The sequence below is a fragment of the Enhygromyxa salina genome (assembly GCF_002994635.1).
Lineage (GTDB): Bacteria > Myxococcota_A > Polyangia > Nannocystales > Nannocystaceae > Plesiocystis > Plesiocystis salina_B.
Genome location: NZ_PVNL01000069.1, coordinates 53,887 through 74,793, shown reverse-complemented (window position 1 = coordinate 74,793; position 20,907 = coordinate 53,887). Strand labels below are relative to the sequence as shown.

The following is a 20,907-nucleotide window of genomic DNA, read 5'->3' as shown; positions in this document are numbered from 1 at the left end:
GCCGCTCAGGCCGACTGCCGCGTCTCTTGCGTGGCTGCGGGCAGCAGCGTGCTGATGTCGGGGTGAGCCTGGCGGATCCGCGCGATCGCGGCCACGCAGCCTTGCCACTCGCCGCGCGCGTGCGAGTGCATGAACTCGTCGAGCACGCTGACGGCGATCGTCGCGAACTCCCGATCTTCGACCGCGAGTTCGCGGACCACACCGATCAGCCGCCGCTTGCCCTCGCTGGCCGACAGCCGCCGCGTGGGCAGGCCCTCGATCGGCTCGCGTCGCTCCACGCGACCCGGCGGCAACCCAAACATGACCGTGCGCAGGAACTGGCGCAGGGCCTCGCCGGTCTCGAACCGCTCGGCCCCCTCGGGCAGCGGATCCGTGGGCGCACCCGGCCGCGCGCCCGGGCCCTTCTTGGGCTTCCAGCTCGCGGGGATCGTGAGCGGCCGATGCTGATCCCACAGCAGGCGGACCGCGAACAGCCGGACCTCGCGGTCGGGGCTCTCCATCAGCCACGCCAGCTTGGCCGCGCCGCCGAGCCGGTGATAGTGACGACGGATCAGCGCCGACGCGACCTCGCGGCTGGACTTGACCGAGCTCTCGGCCAGCGCGAACACCCGCGCTGCGACCAGCCAGTCGACCGGCGCCGAGCGCTTGCCCTCGTGGTCCTCGCCGATCTCGAGCAGCACCTCGCTGCCGATCTTGCGCGGCTCCTTGTACTCGTGGGCGGCGAGCCGATAGACCAGCTCGCGGTCGCCCCAGCGGACCAGCTCCTGGCTGCCGACCTCGGCCGCGAACCGGCGCACGTCGGGGCGCGGATCGACCAAGCTCGGGGCGACCCGCTCGAGCCCATAGTCCTGCGACGTCAGCTTGGGCACGAGCACGCCGTGCAGCGGGTCTTCGCTGTTGGGCCCGATCTGCGGGTGGTGAAACAGAAGGTAGGTCTGCGCGACCTTGCGGACCGACTCGGGCTCTTGCTTGCCGACCGCCATGGCCCACAGCCGATCCAGGCCGCCACCCGCGGCGGAGCCGACCCCAAAGTCTGCCGGCTCGAAGTGCTCGAGCAGGTGGTTGCGGGCGAACCCATAAAGCTCGGGATCCGCCTGGCGGGCCATGACCAGCAGCCACGCGAGGCCGACCCGCTTGGGCGCGACGAGCTTGGTGTTGCCGAGCACCCGCAGCGCCACGCCGCGCAGGCGCGGGTTCATCGACAGGCCCTTGAGCCACTCGACGTCGAGCTGATCGCCCACGAGCATGCCCTTGCTGAGCCACCCGCCGACCTCGTCCGAGAACTCCGGCTCGAGCAGCTTTTGCTTGATCCACTCGACGCCGATCTCGGTGGCCTTGCGCGAGCCGAGCGACTCGAACGCCGAGCGCTTGTCCCAGTAGCCCAGCTTGGGGCTCTGGACCGCGAACTTGAGCAGCTCCGCCGAGGGCTTTTGCTTGTGCTTGTTGAAGAATTCTTCGACCCAGCGGCGCTGCTGCCAGCCGCCGACGAGCAGGTTCACGTACAGCTCGGGGCTCAGATCCGCCGGGGTGAACCCGGACTCGATCATCTTGGTCGCAAATTTTTGGGCCGAGGTGCCCAGCAGCCCGACCAGGCCGACCAGTCCGATGTCCTTGGGCGTGAGCTTCTCGAGCCGGGCCTCGGCGAACTTCTGCGCCGCCTTGGTCCCGCTGCCCAGCAGCTCGATCAGCCGGGCCGCCGTGATCTTGCCGCCGTGCGCGTTGGCGTAGTCGATCGCGTACTTGGCCGCCTTCTCACTCGGCGAGCCGAGCAGCTCGAGGACCATGTCGTGGAGCCCGAGATCCGCCAGCTTGCTCTGGTGAAACTCCGGGCTGCGCTCGAGCAGCGAGACCACGAACTCGTGGACCGAGCCGGCCGGCTTCTTGCCCAGGCGCTTGAGCCAGGCCGGGTCGACCTCGCGCAGGGTCTCGGGGAAGTCGGCCTCGAGCGAGCGGGTCGCGAAGCGCAGCACCCCGTCGTTCTCCGAGTCTTCGATCAGGCGCAGCAGCGGCTCGGCCGAGATCTTCCAGGCCTCGTCGTAGGCCCGGTTGCTGAGCTTGTCGGGCGGCTGCGAATTGTAGCCCGCGTTGCGCCGACCGATCAGCGCCTGGTGGTTCCAGATCTGCTGGATGATCCAGCAGCCGTAGGGGTTGAAGTCGCGCTCGTAGTGACGCAGCACCTGCACGGCGAACTGCGGGTACAGCTCGGGCACCGCGTTGCCGAGCTGTCGCAGGTATCGCCACGCCCGCCGACGCATGTACGTGGTCGTGGCCTGCGAGACCTCGTTGGCGTGGTTGGGCGTGCGACCGTAGACGTCCAGGCGCCAGGCCAGCACGCCAAACAGCTCCGCGTCGTGGCGCTGCTCGGCCTGCTTGTAGATGTGCTTGGCGGCCCGCCACACGCCCCAGCCCAGCTTGGCGGAGCGGAAGATGTCGACCAGGGCCGAGCGATCGGACTCCTCGCCGCGCTCGTAGATCGAGATCAGCAGGTCGCCCAGACGCAGCCGCGGCGGCGGGTGAGGAGCGGCCATGAGCTGCTCCCACGCGTCGACGCGGATGTTCTTGACCTCGTCCGCGCTCTTGCCCCACAGCGAGTACGGCGCCAGCGTCGTGCGCAGCTTCTGCAGCGTCCACGCGTCTTGCGACAGCGGCCGCGCCTCGCTCTGCTCGGCTTCCTCCGCCCGATCCTCGGGTGGGTCGGCCAGAAGGAGGTAGCGGACGACGAGATCGGCGAGCTGCGGATCCCGGTTGTCGACCGCTCCAGTGATGTCCTCGTAGGTGACTTCCCGATTCATGACTGTCTCAGCTCGGGCGAGGCTTCTCTCCCGCTCGCGGGCGCCTCGACGGACTGCAGCGACGAGCCGCTGCGGGACTATTGATCAGCCGGCGCGGCGGCCGCAAGCAAGAATTTCGCGAACCCGGAGACCGGCCTGCAGAGCGGGCTTGCGGGCCTCGGTGTCGATAGTCGGTGTGGTGTGCAGCCGCGAACGCGCGACAGCGCGCAGGCGATGACCTGGAGGTCGGTCGCCGAACGACGCAGATTCGTCAGAGATGGCCCCGGGTTGGCACGCGACGGTGGGGGGCGCATGATCGCCGCGATGCCGCCTGCGCAGTCGATCAACGAGGCCGCCCACAGTGGCCTGCTCGACCCACGCTTCAGCCCGTGGTCGGACGAAGACGACGCGTCGGGGCTGTATGTCGAGCGGCCGAGCGACTGGACCGGGCATCCTGGAGGGCCGGCAAAGACCTTGGCGTGGCGGCTCCGGACCCGGCTACTGAGCACCAAGGGCGATCTGAAGATCCTGTTCACCGGGCAGGTCGGCAGCGGGAAATCGAGCGAACTCGAGCAGCTGTGGCAGGACCAGGACGTCGCCAATCACTTCGAGCGGCTCCGCTTCGTGGCCACGGACGAGCCGCTGGACCTGCATAACGCCGACATGCGGCAGCTGCTCGTCGCGCTCGCCGCGGCGCTTGCGCGGCACCTCGCGCAAGCTGGATACAACAAGCGCGGGGGCGAGTTCATCGAGACCAACCTCCGCAAGTGGATCGAGCTGCTCGGGAGCTCCTACGACGTCGTGCCGCCAAATCCAGGTGACGAGCCGACCGTGCAGTTTGGCGCCGTGTTCATGAAGTTCTCGGCCAAGCTGCGCTCGGAGGCGAGCCTGCGCGCGAGGATCCGCGAGGACGACGCGTTTGGGGTCGTCGAGCTGCGAACGCTGACCTCGGACTTGATGACCCTGCTGCGCCAGGCCGCCGCGCGTCCGGTGCTGATCGTGTTCGACGACCTCGACAAGCTCTCGCTCGACGCTGCCAAGGACATCTTCTTCGATCACATGGAGGTGTTGCAGCGACTCGGGTGTAGCGCGGTGATCACCTATCCGTACGTGCTCAGTTATCACAAGCGCGCCAACGCGGTGATGACCACGGAGCCGGTGGTGCTCGAGAACGTCGAGACGATCCAACAAGAGACCCCCGGTCAGCCGCTACAATCGGCCATCGCATTCTTCACCGAGCTGATTGAGCATCGGGTCCAGCGCTCATTGGTGAGCGACGAAGCGATCTCGCTGGCCGTGGCCAACTGCGCCGGGATCCCCCGCGAGTTTGTGCGTATTTTGCAACGGGCGTTCTTGCTGGCCGACGAATACGGGCAAGCGCAAGTCGGGGGCGTCGACGTGCAGGCCGCGATTCGCTTCTTGCTGCGACACCTGTCCCGCACGACGCAGTCGGAGGCGACGCGAAATGGCTTGATCCAGATTCGCAAGCACCATCGCCTCGCCGGACCTGACGACTGGGAGTTAGTCCAAGCGCTGCTGGCCGTCGAGTACACGAACGGCAGCCCGTGGTACGATGTGCACCCGATCTTGGCCGCCCACATTGACGAATTGATCGCGGGTGAAGCGGCATCGAGCTCGCCATGAGCGAGGGTCTGCCGCCCGTGCTCGCAGGTGAGCTCGACCGCTGGGTGCGGGAGCTGAGCGCGGACGCGGGGGGGTTGCTGATGATCGCGGTCGGCGTGTCGGCGCGGCGGCGTGTGGCCGTCGAGGCGGGGCTGCGCGCGGCGCTCGAGGGTTGGCGGGTCGTCGATGTCACGATCGAGGGGGCGTGCAGCGACCCCTGGGCGCCCGTGTTGGCCTCGGTGGCGCGAGGCGCCGCGCGGACGCTGGTGTCGCTGTCGGGGCTGGGTGATTGTGACGATCCCGATCGGACCTTGGCGGCGCTGAACCTTGGACGCGAGCACTTGCGACGCGGCTCGATGTCGCTGGTGCTGTGGACGGGGAGCCTCGAGGATCTGGATCGGGTTCGCCGCAAGGCGCCGGATCTGTGGTCGTATCGGCGCCGGGTTGGGTTGTTCCTGAGCGCGGAGGATGTTGATCGCGGTTCGCCCGAGATCGATGAACGCGAGATTGTCACGAAGGGTATCGAGCAGCTGCGGGGGCGCCTCGACTCGCTCGAGCCAGACGACCCGCATCGCGTGCAGCTGTTGTTGCCGCTCATCAGTCATCTACATGCGCTCGGGGACAAGGACGCAGCGGCGGCAGCGCTGGACAGCGCCGCCTCGTTGATCGGCGAAGACTCACCGGAGGTCGTCCAGGCTGGGCTGCTGAATGTGCGTGCGCGGTCAGCAACAAGCTTCGAACGGTTTGACGAGATACTGGCGTTGGCAGGCCGCGTTGATTGGACGGCGCTCGACTCGCTCATGGCGTACGAGGCAGCGTATTTCTCGGTCCTCTGCTTCAAACAACGCAGGAAGTTTCGGGACGCCGACCGAGCGTCCGAGGCTGTCCGGCGACTGTCCACACTTGTCAGGGTGCCGGGCAGGGCAAGCTCTTTCGCCGTGAACGGTGCGGCGATGTGGCTGCTGCTTGGCGATCTTCCCCGAGCCCGCCAGCGCTGCATGGAAGCCACAGAGGCGCTCGGAGATCGCTGGGCATACGATGCCTCGTTCATCGCCATGCGGCGCGCCGAGATCGCAGACGCGCAGCTCGAGACCCACGTCGCGCTGACGTTTCTGCACGAGGCTTGGACACTTCAATCTCGCATGGGGGCCGCTGGCAGCGCCGCAGTGGCGTCCTGGCTTGTCGCGGCGTTTCACGGACTCGGCCTGTTCGACGACGCCGAGCAGCTGGGTTCCAATGCCATCGCTCAGCAACTTCATAGTTTCGAGCAGACCGTGGCGCTCGGGCGCCAGCTCGTGCGGACCCAAGCTTGTCTCGACCTGAAAGCTGCTCAGGAGACGCATCGGGAGCTCCGCGAGCAGCTCGATCGCCGCATCACCACGTGCCCAGCGTGGGAGCGAGCGATGCTCCGAAGGGCTCGTGTCACGCTCTTGCGTCTCGCGTTCGAGCTCGAGCCCGCGCGCGAACCCGAGCTGCGCCTCGAATGCCTCGACACTCTCGACCTCGCAATACGCGACGCGATCGATCAACGTCAGTTTGACCTCGCGCAGTGGGCCCGCCTGCAACAGGTGGAGCTCACGCGCAACCACCAGCTATTCGATCGCTCACTCGCCCTCGGGAGCACGGCGCTCGATTGGGCGACGGAGCACGAAGGCCCCTCCCGCGTGGCCGAGTGTCATATCGAGCTCGCAGTCACCCATCGCGCAGCCAACTGCCTCGACGCCGCGACCGAGCAGCTCGACGCCGCCGAGCGAGTCCTGAGCAGCGACGATCCGCGCTATCAACCACGCGCAACGTGGAAGCGCTTGCTGATCGAGCGGCACCACGTGGCCCTCGCCCTCGACGATCCGCCGACCGCCCTCGCCCACCTCGAGCAAGCGCTCACGCGGATGCGCGCCGCCAGCCTGCGAAAGCTCGAGCTCGAGCTGCTGCATTTGGTCGCCGAGCTCCCCGAGCTCCCCGATCACCCGAGCACCAACGCCCGCCGCGAGCAAGCCGCCCGCGAAGCGCTCGAGCTCGCCCGGGACGCGTACCTCGTATTCGAACAAGCCCGAGCCCTGGCAAACCTGGCGATCATCCAACACGCCCAGGCCCCACAGCGGGCACGCCGCCACCTCGATGACGCCCTCACGCTCGCACCTTCGTGTGTGCTGGAGCCCGCCCACAACCGCATGCGCGAGGCGGAGCGAGCACTCGCAGGATGACTCAGTCGTTCGCGCCGCCCTCGAACCCAGGACAGGCCCCTGCCCCGCGCACGCCACCGAGCTCGCGGGTGAGCTCGACCATCGTATCCATCAACCCCGCGGCCTCGAGCTCGTCATTGGTGACCTGCCCGTCCACGTTGGCGTCGGCGTCGAAGATCGGCTGAAACACCAGCGGCGCGTCATCGGCCTCGGCCTCGGTCCGAAACAGCGCATCCCCCATGATCTCGATCACCGAGGTCTCGGTCCCGTCGGCGGCCAGCGCCACGACCTCGTCGCCCTCGAATTTGCAGCGGTAGCGGGTGTTCGTGTCAAAGGTCCAGTCGAAGTCGACCGACTGCATGCCGTCGCTGGCCTCGCCGATCACGTGGATCGACCACCCACCGTCGACGGCGGCCTCGACCTGCTCGGTCGTGGCGTTGCCGATCACGGCGTCGTAGCCACTCGCGCTGGCGGGCGCGATCCGAAAGTCGGCGCCGTCGTAGCTGGTCGCGCGGATCTGCCGGCTGAGCGCCTCGCCCTCGGCGAGACCGCTGACGAGCTCCCAGACCGTGACCCCGTTCTCGCGCACCCAGGTCGGCTCGTTGTCGGTACGCTCGATCAACCCGGGATCGTGGACGACGACCACGAAGCTGGTGAAGGTGATCGTCCAGCCGTCGGTCGCGCTCGCGTCGATGCTCTGCGTGATCGCTTCGTTGCCCTCGATCGCCAGCTCGTGGGTGCCGATGTCGCTGCACCCGAGCGCGCCAAGCATGCCAGCGAGCAGCAGCGAAGAAGAACAGACACGGCGAAAGGATGAGCGAGGCGCGAGCATGATCGAGGCGTCCACGGGCGTGAGCGTGACTCTCATATCATGCGCCCAGCTCGATCGGGGGCCGATCTGCAGTTGCCGAGGTCCGCGTCTCCGGGCCCCGCAGGCGGACCCAGACCAGCATGGTCCCGGCGACCAGCGCCAGACCGAGGGCCAGTGACCACCAGATCGCCGCCAGCCCGGCGCCACGGACCAGCACGAAGTAGCCCGCCAGCGGCAGCGCGACGCCGTAGTAGGCGACCGCGTTGAACACGGCGGCGGGCAGCGTGTCACCGATCCCGCGCATGATCCCGCCGCCGACCACCTGCACGCCGTCGAACAGCTGGAAGGCGGCGGCGATCGGCAGGATCCCCGCCGCGAGGGTCACGACCGCGAGCTCGTCCGTGTACAGCCCGGGCAGCAGCTCGCGCAGGGAGATCAGCAGCACGGCCGAGACCAACATCGCCCCGCCCCCGAGCGCGAACCCGATCCAGGCGGTCCGCTGCGCGGCCTGCAGGCGACCGGATCCGAGCAAATTACCGATCACCGTGCTGACCCCAAACGAGATGCCCAGCGGGACCATGAAGGTCAGGGACGCCACGTTGAGCACGATCGTGTGGGCCGCGAGCGCGTTGCGGCCGAGCTCGCCCGCGAGCAGCGTCGAGGCCTGAAACGCCCAGACCTCGAGGGTGTACTGCAAGCCAACGGGCACGCCGTAGCGCAGGATCTCGAGCAGGCCGCGCGGATCCAGAGCCCGCGCGCTCCACGGCTGCCAGGCGCCGTGGTGCAGGCCCTTGACCCACGTCCACGCGACCAGGCCCACCGCCAAGAAGGTCCGGGTGATCGCGCTGGCGAGCCCGGCCCCCTCGAGACCCATGGCCGGAATCTCGAGCCCGCCCACTGATGCGCCAAAGATCAGTAGCTCGTTGCCCGCGATGTTGAGGACGTTGGCCAGCAGGGTGACCCACAGCGCGGCGGCGACGAGCTCACGACCCTGGAGGTACTGGCGGAGCACGTAAAAGCACAGCAGCGGCAGCAGGCTCCACACTTGCACGCGCAGGTAGACCTCGGCCAGGCGGGCGAGTTCGGGGTCCTGACCCAGGCCGATCAGCGCCTCCTCGGCCAGCCACCCCGAGCCGATCAGCGGGATCGAGAGCAACACCGCGACGACCATGCCCTGCTGCAGCGCGAGCCCCGTGCGCTCGCTGTCACCGCGCCCGTGGGCCTGGGCGATGATCGGGTCGAGCCCAAACACCACGCCCATCGCGAAGATCGACATGCCCCACAGCCACACGTTGGCGAGCGCGGCTGCGTCCAGCTCGGCGACACCCACGCGACCCAGCATCAGGGTGTCGACCAGGCCAAAGCCCATCATGCCCAGCTGCGTGAGCACGACGGGCCCGGCGATCGTCAGCAGCTTGCGGACCAACTCGAGCGTCGACCCGGCCGCGACCGGGTGCTGGGTTTGCGACTGCATGGCACATCCGCGCGTTCGCGGCGAGGCGCGAGGCTAGTCTGCGATACCGAGATTTCCAGTCGCACTGGCCACCGCCGTGAACGCGCATGCTCACGCCCGTCCCGGCACCCATTGTTCCGCAAGTAGGCCAAGCCTGACCCGAGCTGAAACACCCCGCTGCCCACGGTGAACCAAACTACGAATGACGCCTGCAAGCGGGCGAGGAGCCTCGCCCGCGCTGAAAACAGCCTGACCCGAGCTGAAAACAGCCTCGCCCGAGCTGAAAGCAGCCCGCCGCGGTTGCCGGGTCCGCGGGCGAGCTGACATGCTCCACGCATGCACCGCCTTGGGTCTCTGGGTCTCGCCACGTGCCTCGCGCTCGCGCTCGCCTGCAGCTTCGACGGAGCTGGAAGCGGAGTCGGAGGCGGAACTGACGCAACGTCGAGCGGCAGCGACAGCGACTCGTCGAGCACCAACGCGGAGTCCGGGAGCGCCTCGATGTCGGGCGATGGCGACGCGGACGGAGACGGCGACGGTGATCCCGGCGATGGTGATCCCGGCGATGGTGATCCCGGCGATGGCGATGGCGACGGCGACACTGGCGATGGCGACGGTGACACTGGTGACGGCGACGGCGACGGCGATACTGGCGACGGCGACGGCGATACTGGCGACGGCGACACCGGCGACGGCGACGGCGACACCGGAGACGGCGACGGGGACGGCGACCTCGGGGACTACTACGGCAACTGCCCCAACAAACAGGACGCCCAGTGCCTGCCCGACGAGTACTGCTTCGTCGACAACTTCGACAGCTATCAGGTCTGCTCGCAGGACTGCAACAACGTCAACGACTGCCCCAGCGTCCCCGAGCACACCATCAAGTGCATCTTCATGAACGGCAACTTCTTTCAGAAGCGCTGCTACATCAGCTGCGACAACGACCAGGTCTGCCCGATGGGTATGAAGTGCCAGTCGGAGAACGTCGGGATCGATCCGATCTGCGTCTACGGCCAGTAGTTCAGTCGTCACGTTTTTGCCGCGACCTCGTAGGGGTCCGCAGCGCCCGCGATGCCGACCCCTACGACGCCTCCCCCCACCCCATCTTCGAAGCTGTGGCTGTTCATCGGCGCCGCGCTGCTCGCGATCAGCGCGCTGTGGTTCGCGTTCGGCCGTGACGCGGGCACCAACGTTAGTTCGCCCGAGCCGTCGGCGACCGCTGGCGAGCGAGGCTCAGGGGTCGAGCCGACGCCCAGCAAGATCGACGCAGACCAGCGAGCCTCGACCAGCGCGGCCGGCCAAGTCCGGTCGACCAACGGCGAGGCGATCCCCGACGCGCTCGTGACCCTCGTTTCGCTCGACGCCGACCAGGACAGCTCGGCTGAGCCCCACACCACGCGGACCGACGACGAGGGCAGCTGGTCGCTCACCCACATCCCCGCGGGCCGCTACGCGCTGTCAGCCACGGCTCCAGGGTTCCTCGCGGGCGTGGTCCCCGAGCTCACGCTGCGCCCGGCCGCCGAGCACACCGGACTGGATCTGCGGCTCGAGCCCGGCGGCAACAGCCTCTCGGGCGTCGTCGCCGACAAGACCGGTGGCGTGATCGAGGGCGCGCTCGTGCAGGTCACCCCGCAGTCGGGGATCCTCCACATGCGCGAGCGAGACAGCTACTTCACCGTGACCGACGAGCAGGGTCGCTACCTCGTGCAGCTGCCCGACGGTCGTCACCGCGTGCGCGCCAGTCACCCCGACTACAGCAGCGAGTCGGTCGTGCTCGAGCTGGCCAGGCAGGCGCTCACCCACGACTTCGCCCTGGTCCCGACCGCCGTGATCGAGGGCGTGGTCCTGCGCGAGTCGGACGGCAGGCCGGTCCCGGGCGCCATGGTCGAGTGGGCCAAGCAGCGGGCGATCGTGCTCCCGGACGGCGGCCAGGTCAGCGTGCGCGAGCGCGGCGGCGAGCTGTTCGCCGACGCCAACGGTCGGTTCCGCATCAGCGGGCTGCCGCCAGGGCTGATCGAGCTCAGCGGCCGCGCGACCTCGCTGGCGAGCGAGTCGCCGATCCAGATCCCGGTCGGCATCGCCGAGCGCGTCGAGGGGATCGAGCTGATGCTGACCGCGGCCCAGGATCTCAGCGGCCGCGTGGTCGCCAGCGGCGACGGCCAGGCGATCGCGGGCGCGCGCGTCGAGCTGATGTCGCAGCTCAACCCAGGCCTGTCCGCGCTCACCGACGCGAGCGGCCAGTTCACGATCCAAGGGGTGCTGCCCGGCAGCTACCGCGCGCTCGCGTCGGCCGAGGGCTGGACCACCCCCGACGGCCCGCCGACGATGATCGACATCGGCGAGCGAGCGAACTCGGTCGTGCTCGAGCTCGAGCGAGGCCTGAGCATCCGCGGCCGGGTCGAGCCGGCGACCCACGCGGAGGTTGCGATCGAGCTGCGGCCCGAGAACATGCGGATGGGCGGCGGCATGATGATGCTCGCGGCTGCGGGTTCGACCCACGCGGCCGCGGACACGGGCGCGTTCGAGCTCGGCCCGGTCGAGCCGGGTCACTACACCCTCGACGCCCGCACGCCCGACGGCCGGGGTGGCAGCGTCGAGGTCGAGGTTGGTCCCGACGGTGCACGAGACGTCGTCATCGCGCTGACCCAGCGGGCGATCTTGTCGGGCCACGTCGAGGACTACGCAGGCAAGCTGGTCAGCGACGTCAGCGTGCGAGCTCGCAAGCGCCAGGGGGCCAGCTCGCTGAGCGTCAACGTCAACGGCCGGGAGCTGACCGCCGCGAGCTCACCGACGTCCACCGAGGGCCGGTTCGAGATCGCCGGCCTCGCAGCGGGTGCGTGGTCCATCGAGGTCGTCGACGCGCGCGGCGACTTGCTGCCGATGCAGACCGGTGACCGACTCGAGCTCGAGCTCGCTGACGCTCAGACCAAGGAGCTCGTGCTCCGCATCGAGCCGCGCGACGGAACAATTACGGGGACCGTGCGCGACGCCGAGGGCCAACCGGTCGCCGACGCGTGGGTCAGCGCGGCGTTCATCCCGAACGAGCAGCCCCAGCCAGACGAAGATGGGGAACCCGAGCAGCGCTCCGAGATGCGCATGATCGTGGCGAGCAACGACGGCAGCACGATCAGCACCCTGCCGCCCGTGCTCAGCGATCAGGCCGGCCGGTTCGAGTTCACCCAGCTGCGCCGCGGCGACTACACGCTGACCGCCGAGCTCGACGGCGGCGTCAGCAAGGCCACGCTCGAGCGCGTCCGCCCCGACGCCAACGTTCGCCTGGACCTGGCTCCACTCGGCGCGCTCACGGGCAAGGTGCTCAGCGATGATCGGCCAGCCACCTGTATGCTGCGGGTGATCGGCCCGAGCGAGCGAGTCGTGCGCGTGCGCGATGGGAGCTTCGAGATCGAGCGGCTCGAGCCCGGACGCTACACCGTCGAGGCCAGCGCAGAGGACGGGGCGACCAGCGTCAGCGTCGAGATCAAGCCGGGCGAGACCGAAGACCTCGAGCTCGCGCTCGCGCGCATCGCCAAGGTCACCGGGACGATCGTGGATGAACACGGCGCGCCGATCGCCAACGCCGAGATCCTGATCGGCACCGGCGACGGCGGGCGGGTGGAGATCAGTCGGGACGACTCGGACCCGGTGATCGTGACCAAAGCGGACGGCAGCTTCGAGGCGCGCGCTGCCGCGGGGGCGCGGGTCTTGATCGCGCAGGCGCCAGGCGTGCCGATGCCGATCGTGATCAAGCCGTTCGTGGTCGAAGGCGGCCAGGATGTCGAGCTCGGCGAGCTGCGCGAGCAAGCAATGGCAGGGATGATGCAAGCCGAGCCCGAGTAGCAGAGCGCGGAAGTTCGGCACGCGCCAGTGGTGCTTGGACCACGCAGCACCGCCGCTGGGTGTTCGCCGCCGACAACGCCGACGCTCGCATACTTGCTCGCGGACGAGATTCCGTTGTCCGAGCTACGCGAGTTGGCGACGGGCTCAACGAACTGGCTCTCGCATCGCGCGCTGTGGCTCTGCGCGGGACGGGCAGATGGGTGACCTTGGTCCAGGCGGTCCGGAAGCGATCGCTGTCATCGCGTGCCGTCGACGCGTCTTCCGTTCATCACTTGCTACAGCCTCGACCCAGGATGTCCGCGGAGCGGACCCACCTGGCGCAGTCGGTGAAGTGTGACGAACATCAACGCTCCGCGCGTGTGCCCCGACAGCCGCTCGAAATCGATCGCCACTGCGCAAACATGCCCCCTCACACCCGCAGGCGGGGCGCAAGTGAGGGACAGTTGGCAGCTCATCATCCGCGAATTTCGTGCGCCCTAGGCCTCGTTCGACGCATACTCGTGGGCCCCGGCCCTCGACATGATGGCCGGCGCGGAGTTTTGAGCATGCGATCACTGCGGTACCTGTCCTTCACCTGCCTTCTCACCCTGCCCCTCGGCTGCGCCGATCGGGGTCTCGTCGAGGCCGCCACCAGCGACACTGACGACACAGCCACCGACACCCTCGATACCTTCGACACTGGTGAGACCGACGACACCGTCGGCACCACGACCACCGGCGACGGCGACGGCGACGGCGACGGCGACCCCGCGGGCGACGGCGACGGTGACGGCGACGGCGACGGCGACACTGGTGACGGCGACGGAGATGGCGACGGCGACACTGGTGACGGAGACGGCGACACCGGAGATGGCGACGGCGACGGCGACACGGGCGACGGCGACGGCGATGGCGACGGCGACGGCGACGGCGACGGCCTGATCGACCTCGGCGACTTCTCGATCCGCGCGACCGAGACCACCGTCGCCGACTACGCAGAGTTCCTCGCCGCCGACGTCGGGCTCGAGGTGCTGCCGTCCACCTGCTCGTGGAAGGTCAACTTCGTGCCCGACTCGTGGGTTGGACAGGGCAACGGCGATCAGTCCCTGCCCGTCGGTGGCGTGGACTGGTGCGACGCGTGGGCCTACTGCGACTGGGCTGGCCAGCACCTGTGCGGTCTGGTCGGTGGCCAGCCGGCCGGCCTCGCCGACGTCAACAACGCGATGACCAACGAGTGGTACCGGGCCTGCTCGGCCGACGGCGCCGTGACCTATCCCTATGGCCTCGGGTACGACCCGATGGCCTGCAACGGCTCGGAGCTCGGGCTTGGCCAGCTTGCGCCGGTCGGTACGATCGACACCTGTGAGGGCGGAGCGCCCGGGCTGTACGACATGAGCGGCAACGTGTGGGAGTGGACCAGCGCCTGCGGCACCATCCAGAACATCGCCGACAGCGATCAGGACTGCCGCCGCCGGGGCGGCTCGTACTTCTCGATCCCGAACGACCTGCGCTGCGCCATCGACTCGAAGCGGCCTCGCAACACCCGCAACTCGAGCACGGGCATCCGCTGCTGCCAGTAGCGACTCGACGCGAAGGAGCCCGATCCTACCCGGGCTCCTTCGCTCTATCTTGTCTCCAGTCCTGCTGATTTTCGTACGCCGGGATCTGAAATCCGCTCAGATCCCGGGATGCAGACCCACTACCTCGTGTCCCGGTTCACGGCGGCGTCACTGCTCGCCTCGCTGACGCTCGCTTGTGTCGACGACGCCGCCATCATCCCGCCGAGCTCCGACTCCGACTCCGACACGGGATCGTCAGTCGGCGATGGCGATGGCGACACGCTCGGCGGTGATGGAGATGGTGATGGTGATGGTGATGGCGATGGCGATCCCGGTGACGGTGATGGCGACACGCTCGGTGGTGATGGCGATGGCGACGCCGACGTGAGCTACTGCGGCGACGGGGTCGTCGACGACGGTGAGAGTTGCGACGACGGCAACCTCGACGACGGCGACGCCTGCACGAACATCTGCAGCGACGCGGCGTGCGGCGATGGGATCACCTACCTCGGCGTCGAGGCGTGCGACGACGGCAACACCGACGACCTCGATGGCTGCAGCGCCACGTGCATGGTCGAGGGCTGCGGTGACAGTGTCCAACAGCTCGACGAGGCCTGCGACGACGGCAACACCGATCCCTTCGATGGCTGCGGCCCCAACTGTCAGCTCGAAGTCTGCGGAGACAGCATCGTGCAGCCGGGCGAGCAGTGCGACGACGGCAACACCGCCGCGTTCGATGGCTGCGATCCCACTTGCCAGGACGAGCAGTGCGGCGACGGCCTGATCCAGCCGGGCGAGGGCTGCGACGACGGCAACAATGACCCCTTCGACGGCTGCAGCCCCAGCTGCGAGCTCGAGGTCTGCGGTGACGACGTGGTCCAGCCGGGTGAGCAGTGCGACGACGGCAACATCGAGGCCTTCGATGGCTGCGGCCCGACCTGCCAGGACGAGGTCTGCGGCGACAACCTGGTCCAGCCGCCCGAGACCTGCGACGACGGCAACAACAATGACAACGACGGCTGCACCAACATGTGCACGGGCGCGGTCTGTGGCGACATGATCGTCCACCAGGGCGTCGAGGCGTGCGACGACGGCAACGACATCAGCACCGACGCCTGCATCTTCTGTGTGGACGCGACCTGCGGCGACGGCTTCGTGCACGAGGGGGTCGAGGAGTGCGACGACGCCAATCAGTTCGACACCGATCTGTGCACCAACGCCTGCATGGACGCGGTCTGTGGCGACGGATTTCAGCAGCCGGGCGAGCAGTGCGACGACGCCAACATGATCAACACCGACGCGTGCACCAACGCCTGCACCGCCGCTGCCTGTGGTGACGGCTTCGCGCAGCCGGGCGAGGCGTGCGACGACGGCAACCTCGACAACACCGACGCGTGCACCAACGCCTGCACCAACGCGGTCTGCGGCGACGGCTTCGTGCAGATGGGTGAGGCGTGCGACGACGGCAACCTGTTCAACACCGACGCATGCACCAACGCCTGCACCAACGCGATCTGCGGTGATGGCTTCGTGCAGCCCGGCGAGCAGTGCGACGACGCCAACGTCGAGCCGAACGACGGCTGCGACATGTGCCAGGTCGCCGTCAAGCTCGTGTTTGCGACCAGCACCGTGCACACCGGGGCGATCGGCGGAATCGTGGGCGCCGACGCGATCTGCAGCGCGCGGGCGGCAGCTGCCAACTTGCCCGGCGACTACATGGCGTGGATCTCGACCAACGTCGTCGGTGAGAACCCGGCGGCGCGGTTTACCCACTCGCTGATGCCCTACTACTTGGTCACCGGGACCAAGATCGCCGACAGCTGGACCGACCTCACCGACGGCACCCTCCACGCCCCGATCGACCGCACCGAGCTGGGCACACCCACGCCGACCACCGCCGCCACCTGCGGTGGGTTTCGCGTCGCTCGGACCGGGACCGCGTTCGACGGCACCCCGGCGCCGGGAATGGGTCGGTGCAACAACTTCACCCAGGCCGCGGGCTCGTCGGGCTCGATCGGCAACACGGTGTCGGTGACCAGCACCTGGACCGCCTGCAACTTCGCGCCGGGCACGAGCTGCACCGTGGTGATGCCGATCTACTGCTTCCAGCAGTAGTTCGACTAATCTACATACGGTCCGCGATGGTTGATCGGCTCGCCGTGCGGCTTGCCCGACAGCCACAACACCCGACTCGGCTGCGCCGCGCTGATGTTCACGACGCCGGACGTGGGCAGCAGCGCCTCGCCGCGGGCGAGTCGCTGACCGAGCAGCGAGACCTCGCCCTCGAGCACGTAGATCAGCGCGTTGCGGCCGACCAGCACCTCGTGCTCGAAGCTCGCGTCGGCGAACAGCTCGAGGTCGAAGTACTCGACCTCGGTCTGCAGCGAGACCGGCGAGCGCGGACCCACGACCTCGCGCAGCACGTGGCCCTCACCGGGAAACACGGGCATGTCGGCGCCAGCGATCCCCACGTAGTTCGGCGCCATCTGCTTGAGCCGCCGCGGGAGATTGACCCACAGCTGCAGCCCCCGGTTGGCCCCGTCGGTGCCAGGCATCTCCGAGTGCCGCGCCCCGCTGCCGCTGCAGAACCGCTGGGTGCCACCTGGGCCGATCACCGAGTCGTTGCCCATCGAGTCGCGGTGGTGGAACGCGCCCTCGATCATGTAGGTGAACGCCTCGAACCCACGGTGCGGATGATCAGGGAAGCCCGCGGGCCGCCGCACGTCGAAGTCGTCGAGCACCACGAAGGGATCGAGGTGGCGCAGATCCGGACCGGGGAACACACGCTGCACCGTCGCGCCCGCCCCGTCGATCGCGGCGTGCGACGTGATCCGCTGCAGCACCCGGGCCGGCGCCCGCCTGGCCGACGCGCCCGCCGACCCAGCCGCCGCGCCGCTCGGCGGCTCCACGCACCCAAGCACCTGACTCACAGGCGCGACCGCCCCCAGCGCCAGCGCCCCCTCGAGGATCTCACGACGTCGCATCGAGCCCCGACGATAGGCCAGTCCCCGGGTACGCATCTCGCGCGGGGGAACAAAATTTTTTCTGGTGCGTCTTGGGCCTGCACGTGGGACGACGCGCGCAGCAGCCAGGGCGAATTCCCCTCCCACCAGTGGAGATCGTCGAGTTGATCGACGGGGCGCCTGCAACTCCAGAGCCAGCCAAACTTCGAGAGCGAAGTGGCTGGCTCTTTCACGTGATGGCCCGATTCGGCGGTCACGACCGCGCGAGCCGCTTCGTGCTTGATCCAACGACCACCCCCGCCGAGATCCTGGGCGGGCGTGAGGACTTCGCGCTGCTCGAGATCGACGCGACCGGCCGCCCGGTGCTGCAGGTGCTCCCCGGCATGATCGGCGAGCTGCGCATCGGTGTCAGCCGCATGACCGTCGCCCACATGCTCGTCGACCCGGCCCTGACCAACCGGGAGCTCGGCGGCGCCCGGCTGCCCCTGCCCTACGGCGCCCGCATCCGCATTCAATGCGGGCCGCGAACCTTCGTCGCCCGGGTTGGCGGACCGCCGTTGATGCACACGATGCTCGGCGCGCCCGCGACCTCGCGCCCACAGCTGGCCCGCTCTTAGGATTCCAAGCAGCACCGACCAAACGACAGCCGCCCGGCCTCGCGCCGGGCGGCTCCTTCTACGAAGCGCGGGACGCCGTCGCCACCGCTCGGCGCAGACAGGTGAGTCAGGCCGTCGAGGGCATGCCACGAAGCGTTGAGAGCGTGGTGTTGCGAATGTGCTGTGAACCTGCGCTAGGAGCCCGTGGTGCAATGCCTAGCGCACGACGGCTCGTGGATGACCCACCCTCCCTCGAACGGGACATCCAACTCGAGGGTTCGCTCGTGCCGCCGGGCGGCTGCTTTATTGGTTACCCTCAGGTGCCTCCATGATCATCATCACTGGCACCAAGCGCTCCGGCACCTCGATGTGGATGCAGATCCTGATCGCGGCCGGGTTTCCGCCGTTCGGCGAGGCGTTCCCCGCGAACTGGGGCGAGACGATCCGCGACGCCAACCCCTCGGGCTTCTACGAGTCGCTGCTGCGCCAGGGCATCTACTGGCGGACCAACCCCCACCCGCGCACGGGCGCCTACTTCTTCCCCGAGCAGGTCACGCGCCACGTGGTCAAGGTGTTCATCCCCGGCCTGGTTCGCAGCGATCGCGCCTACATCAGCAAGGTCGTGGCCACGGTCCGCGAGTGGCGGGAGTACGAGAGCTCGCTGACGCGCCTGTATGACATGGAAGATCAAGCCCGGCGCGAGCGGTCGCCCGACTCGCCCGACCCCGTGCGCTTCTCCCCGGTGCTCGAGTGGTGGAGCGAAAATTTCGCCCTGGTCCGCGACATTGCGATCCGCCGGTTTCCCGTGCACGTGCAGAGCTACGACGGGCTGCTCACGGATCCCGAGGATGTGATCCGCAAGACGCTCGCGTGGATCGGCGATCCCGAGATCGACGCGGACAAGGCCGTCGCCGCCGTCGAGCCGCGCAACCGCACCCAGACCCGGCCCAGCTCCGACAGCATCGAGCCCGAGTTCGCCGCGCTGTTCGACGAGCTCTACAACACGATCCACGAGAGCAAGGGGCTCGAGCACAGCTTCATTCGCAAGCTCAACGCTGCCAATCAAAAGCTGGTGCCGCGGATCCAGGCGGCGCAGCAGGCCGTGCAGGAGGATCAGCTCGCGCGACGCAAGCGGCGGGCAGCGGCGGGCAAGGCTGAAGCGGCCGAGCCCGAGCCGGGGTCCGACGGTGGCCTGCCGCCCGGATCGATGGACTGGGGAGGATGAGCGAGCTCGCGGCGCTGCCCGACGAGGAGCTGCTGTCGCGCTGGCGAGCGGGTGAAGCATCGGCGGGCGCAACCTTGCTGCAGCGCCACCACGAGAGCATCGCCCGATTCTTCATGAGCAAGGTCGGCGCCGAGGCCGAAGACCTGGTTCAGGCGACCTTCCTCGGGTTGCTCGATGGTGGCCTCGCCCGGTTCCGCGACGACGCCAGCTTTCGCACCTTCTTGTTTGCGATCGCCCGCAAGAAATTGCTCGAGCACCTGCGCAACACGATCCGCGATCGTGAGCGGTTTGATCCCCAGCACGCCACGATCGCGGGCCTGCATCGCTCGGCGCCGTCGCTGCTCGACGCCCACGGCCAAAACAAGCTGCTGCTGGCCGCGCTGCGCCAGCTGCCGATCGACACCCAGCTGATGCTCGAGCTGCACTACTGGGAGGACATGCGCATCAACGACATCGCGCTGGTCCTGGACTTGCCGGCCTCCACGATCAAGACGCGCATGCATCGAGGGCGGGCGCGGCTCGACGAGCACATGCGCGCCCTGGCGGAGTCGAACGAGCAGCTCGAGACCACGCTGCGCGGGCTCGACGGCTGGGCCCTGCAGCTGCGGCGCGAGCTCGACGAGTGAGCGGAGCGGTTCCGTCGTGAAGCACCTGCGACCGTAAAACGCTACGATTCAGCATGCCCCGCAGCCCCGAGCAGCTCGCAGCCCGTCGCGCCCCGAACATCGGCGCCGCGTGGATCCTGACGATGGGCCTGGCGCTCGGCTGCGACTGGAGCACCTCGCCGAAGACAACGTCACCCAAAACTCCAGCCGCGACAGGGTCAACGCAAGCACCCGCAACGCCACGACCCGCCGCCCCTCGCGTCGACCCATTTGTCGAGGTGTCCGCGGGAAACATGCACACTTGCGCGCGCCGAAAGTCGGGCGCCGTGATGTGCTGGGGACGCAACACCTACGGACAGCTCGGCAACGGGGCTCGCGAGGACAGCACGGCGATGGTCGCCGTCGTGGGGCTCACCGACGCCGTCGAGATCGAGGCCGGCGGAGACTTCAGCTGCGCCCGGCGCAAGTCTGGCGCGGTTGTTTGCTGGGGCAACAACCAGAACGGGCAGCTCGGAGACGGGCGAGGGGCCAAGGTCGGCGTGTGGAGTACCCGACCCACAGCGGTCGCTCAGCTGTCCGACGCGACGGACATCGGGGTCGGCGACGGGTTTGCGTGTGCGCTGCGACAGGGGGGCAAGGTGGTGTGTTGGGGCGTGGGCACCAACGGCCAGATCGGATCGGGCGACGAGCGGGCCTTCCCGCAACCGCAAGCGATCGGCGGCATCTCTCCTGCAGTTTCGATGGCGGTGGGCGGTGAGCATGTCTGCGTGGCCGAGCACGGCGGACGTGTGATGTGCTGGGGACGCAACACCGAGGGGCAGCTGGGCGACGGGGCCATCGCCTCCAGGTCCAACGCGCGGCCCGTCAAGGGACTGACCGACGCGCAGTGGGTCATTGCTGGGGGGCGGCACACCTGCGCGCGGCGGCACGGCGGCGAGTTTGTCTGCTGGGGCGACGGCCGCCAGGGGCAGCTGGGGCTCGGGGCCGGGACGGATCGGGAGCGCACGCCTCGGGTCGTGGGTGGGCTGGCCGGCATGAAGGACATCGTCGCCGGCGACCAGCACACCTGCGCGCTGTTTTCCGCCGCCGACCTGCGCTGTTGGGGCGACAACGCCGACCGCCAGATCGACGCCAGCCGGAGCTCCAAGCCGACCCCCTCCAAGTTGGCGGGCGTCCGCGGCGTGGTTGATGTCGCGGCCGGCCATCGACACACCTGCGTCGTGTCCGGCGGCAAGGTCTACTGCTGGGGCCTCGCGGACCGCGGGGCGCTGGGGCCGAACCCCCGCGGCTGAGTGAGAGAAA

14 protein-coding genes are annotated in these 20,907 nt (G+C 68.7%); 10 read left to right on the top strand and 4 right to left on the bottom strand.

Annotated features, from left to right (window positions below; translation table 11 throughout):
• Positions 1-5: 5 nt before the first annotated feature.
• The gene (locus ENSA7_RS18125) at positions 6-2,792 is read right to left on the bottom strand and encodes a hypothetical protein (protein ID WP_106090555.1); all 2,787 of its coding nucleotides are present in this window, start codon (positions 2,790-2,792) and stop codon (positions 6-8) included.
• A 291-nt stretch (positions 2,793-3,083) separates the two neighbouring features.
• Between ENSA7_RS18125 and ENSA7_RS18120 the strand changes: the two genes are divergently transcribed.
• Positions 3,084-4,415 (top strand): hypothetical protein, encoded by a 1,332-nt coding sequence (locus ENSA7_RS18120; RefSeq protein WP_106090554.1) that lies wholly within the window; start codon positions 3,084-3,086, stop codon positions 4,413-4,415.
• Positions 4,412-6,598 (top strand): ATP-binding protein, encoded by a 2,187-nt coding sequence (locus ENSA7_RS18115; RefSeq protein ID WP_106090553.1) that lies wholly within the window; start codon positions 4,412-4,414, stop codon positions 6,596-6,598. The genes ENSA7_RS18120 and ENSA7_RS18115 overlap by 4 nt, the downstream gene beginning before the upstream one ends.
• Before the next feature lies 1 nt (position 6,599).
• On the opposite strand, the gene ENSA7_RS18110 is transcribed toward ENSA7_RS18115, so the two are convergent.
• Positions 6,600-7,424 carry a hypothetical protein gene (locus ENSA7_RS18110; protein ID WP_181233866.1) on the bottom strand — a complete coding sequence of 275 codons (825 nt, stop codon included), beginning with the start codon at positions 7,422-7,424 and terminating at the stop codon, positions 6,600-6,602.
• A 22-nt stretch (positions 7,425-7,446) separates the two neighbouring features.
• Positions 7,447-8,862: an MATE family efflux transporter gene (locus tag ENSA7_RS18105; protein ID WP_106090551.1), complete on the bottom strand. Its 1,416-nt coding sequence runs from the start codon at positions 8,860-8,862 to the stop codon at positions 7,447-7,449.
• Between the two features lie 315 nt (positions 8,863-9,177).
• On the opposite strand from ENSA7_RS18105, the gene ENSA7_RS43835 reads away from it, so the two are divergent.
• The 4 genes from ENSA7_RS43835 (at position 9,178) to ENSA7_RS18085 (ending at position 16,331) form a co-directional block, all read left to right on the top strand.
• Positions 9,178-9,861 (top strand): hypothetical protein, encoded by a 684-nt coding sequence (locus ENSA7_RS43835; RefSeq protein ID WP_181233865.1) that lies wholly within the window; start codon positions 9,178-9,180, stop codon positions 9,859-9,861.
• A 51-nt stretch (positions 9,862-9,912) separates the two neighbouring features.
• Complete coding sequence (locus ENSA7_RS18095; protein WP_106090550.1) at positions 9,913-12,678, top strand: MSCRAMM family protein; 2,766 nt, start codon at positions 9,913-9,915, stop codon at positions 12,676-12,678.
• A gap of 545 nt (positions 12,679-13,223) precedes the next feature.
• Positions 13,224-14,237 (top strand): formylglycine-generating enzyme family protein, encoded by a 1,014-nt coding sequence (locus ENSA7_RS18090; protein WP_181233864.1) that lies wholly within the window; start codon positions 13,224-13,226, stop codon positions 14,235-14,237.
• Positions 14,238-14,345: 108 nt separating this feature from the next.
• Positions 14,346-16,331 (top strand): DUF4215 domain-containing protein, encoded by a 1,986-nt coding sequence (locus ENSA7_RS18085; protein ID WP_106090548.1) that lies wholly within the window; start codon positions 14,346-14,348, stop codon positions 16,329-16,331.
• A gap of 5 nt (positions 16,332-16,336) precedes the next feature.
• Here ENSA7_RS18085 and ENSA7_RS18080 read toward each other — a convergent pair whose 3' ends face one another.
• A complete protein-coding gene (locus ENSA7_RS18080; protein ID WP_181233863.1) occupies positions 16,337-17,200 on the bottom strand; it encodes a pirin family protein in 864 nt (287 codons plus the stop codon).
• Positions 17,201-17,415: 215 nt separating this feature from the next.
• Between ENSA7_RS18080 and ENSA7_RS18075 the strand changes: the two genes are divergently transcribed.
• The 4 genes from ENSA7_RS18075 (at position 17,416) to ENSA7_RS18060 (ending at position 20,897) form a co-directional block, all read left to right on the top strand.
• Positions 17,416-17,796 (top strand): hypothetical protein, encoded by a 381-nt coding sequence (locus tag ENSA7_RS18075; protein ID WP_146157826.1) that lies wholly within the window; start codon positions 17,416-17,418, stop codon positions 17,794-17,796.
• A gap of 307 nt (positions 17,797-18,103) precedes the next feature.
• Positions 18,104-19,000 (top strand): sulfotransferase family protein, encoded by an 897-nt coding sequence (locus tag ENSA7_RS18070; protein ID WP_106090545.1) that lies wholly within the window; start codon positions 18,104-18,106, stop codon positions 18,998-19,000.
• Positions 18,997-19,626 carry an RNA polymerase sigma factor gene (locus ENSA7_RS18065; protein WP_106090544.1) on the top strand — a complete coding sequence of 210 codons (630 nt, stop codon included), beginning with the start codon at positions 18,997-18,999 and terminating at the stop codon, positions 19,624-19,626. Before ENSA7_RS18070 ends, ENSA7_RS18065 begins: the two co-directional genes overlap by 4 nt.
• Before the next feature lie 53 nt (positions 19,627-19,679).
• Positions 19,680-20,897, top strand: coding sequence for an RCC1 domain-containing protein (locus tag ENSA7_RS18060; RefSeq protein ID WP_106090543.1), 1,218 nt, complete (start codon positions 19,680-19,682; stop codon positions 20,895-20,897).
• The last annotated feature ends 10 nt before the right edge of the window (positions 20,898-20,907 follow it).

Excerpts from the sequence above, each read along its gene's own strand:
- ENSA7_RS18070 (WP_106090545.1), top strand. The coding sequence starts at position 18,104 with ATGATCATCATCACTGGCACCAAGCGCTCCGGCACCTCGATGTGGATG.
- ENSA7_RS18115 (WP_106090553.1), top strand. The coding sequence starts at position 4,412 with ATGAGCGAGGGTCTGCCGCCCGTGCTCGCAGGTGAGCTCGACCGCTGG.
- ENSA7_RS43835 (WP_181233865.1), top strand. The coding sequence starts at position 9,178 with ATGCACCGCCTTGGGTCTCTGGGTCTCGCCACGTGCCTCGCGCTCGCG.
- ENSA7_RS18105 (WP_106090551.1), bottom strand. The coding sequence starts at position 8,862 with ATGCAGTCGCAAACCCAGCACCCGGTCGCGGCCGGGTCGACGCTCGAG.
- ENSA7_RS18095 (WP_106090550.1), top strand. The coding sequence starts at position 9,913 with ATGCCGACCCCTACGACGCCTCCCCCCACCCCATCTTCGAAGCTGTGG.
- ENSA7_RS18080 (WP_181233863.1), bottom strand. The coding sequence starts at position 17,200 with ATGCGACGTCGTGAGATCCTCGAGGGGGCGCTGGCGCTGGGGGCGGTC.
- ENSA7_RS18085 (WP_106090548.1), top strand. The coding sequence starts at position 14,346 with ATGCAGACCCACTACCTCGTGTCCCGGTTCACGGCGGCGTCACTGCTC.
- ENSA7_RS18075 (WP_146157826.1), top strand. The coding sequence starts at position 17,416 with ATGGCCCGATTCGGCGGTCACGACCGCGCGAGCCGCTTCGTGCTTGAT.
- ENSA7_RS18065 (WP_106090544.1), top strand. The coding sequence starts at position 18,997 with ATGAGCGAGCTCGCGGCGCTGCCCGACGAGGAGCTGCTGTCGCGCTGG.
- ENSA7_RS18060 (WP_106090543.1), top strand. The coding sequence starts at position 19,680 with ATGCCCCGCAGCCCCGAGCAGCTCGCAGCCCGTCGCGCCCCGAACATC.
- ENSA7_RS18125 (WP_106090555.1), bottom strand. The coding sequence starts at position 2,792 with ATGAATCGGGAAGTCACCTACGAGGACATCACTGGAGCGGTCGACAAC.
- ENSA7_RS18090 (WP_181233864.1), top strand. The coding sequence starts at position 13,224 with ATGCGATCACTGCGGTACCTGTCCTTCACCTGCCTTCTCACCCTGCCC.
- ENSA7_RS18120 (WP_106090554.1), top strand. The coding sequence starts at position 3,084 with ATGATCGCCGCGATGCCGCCTGCGCAGTCGATCAACGAGGCCGCCCAC.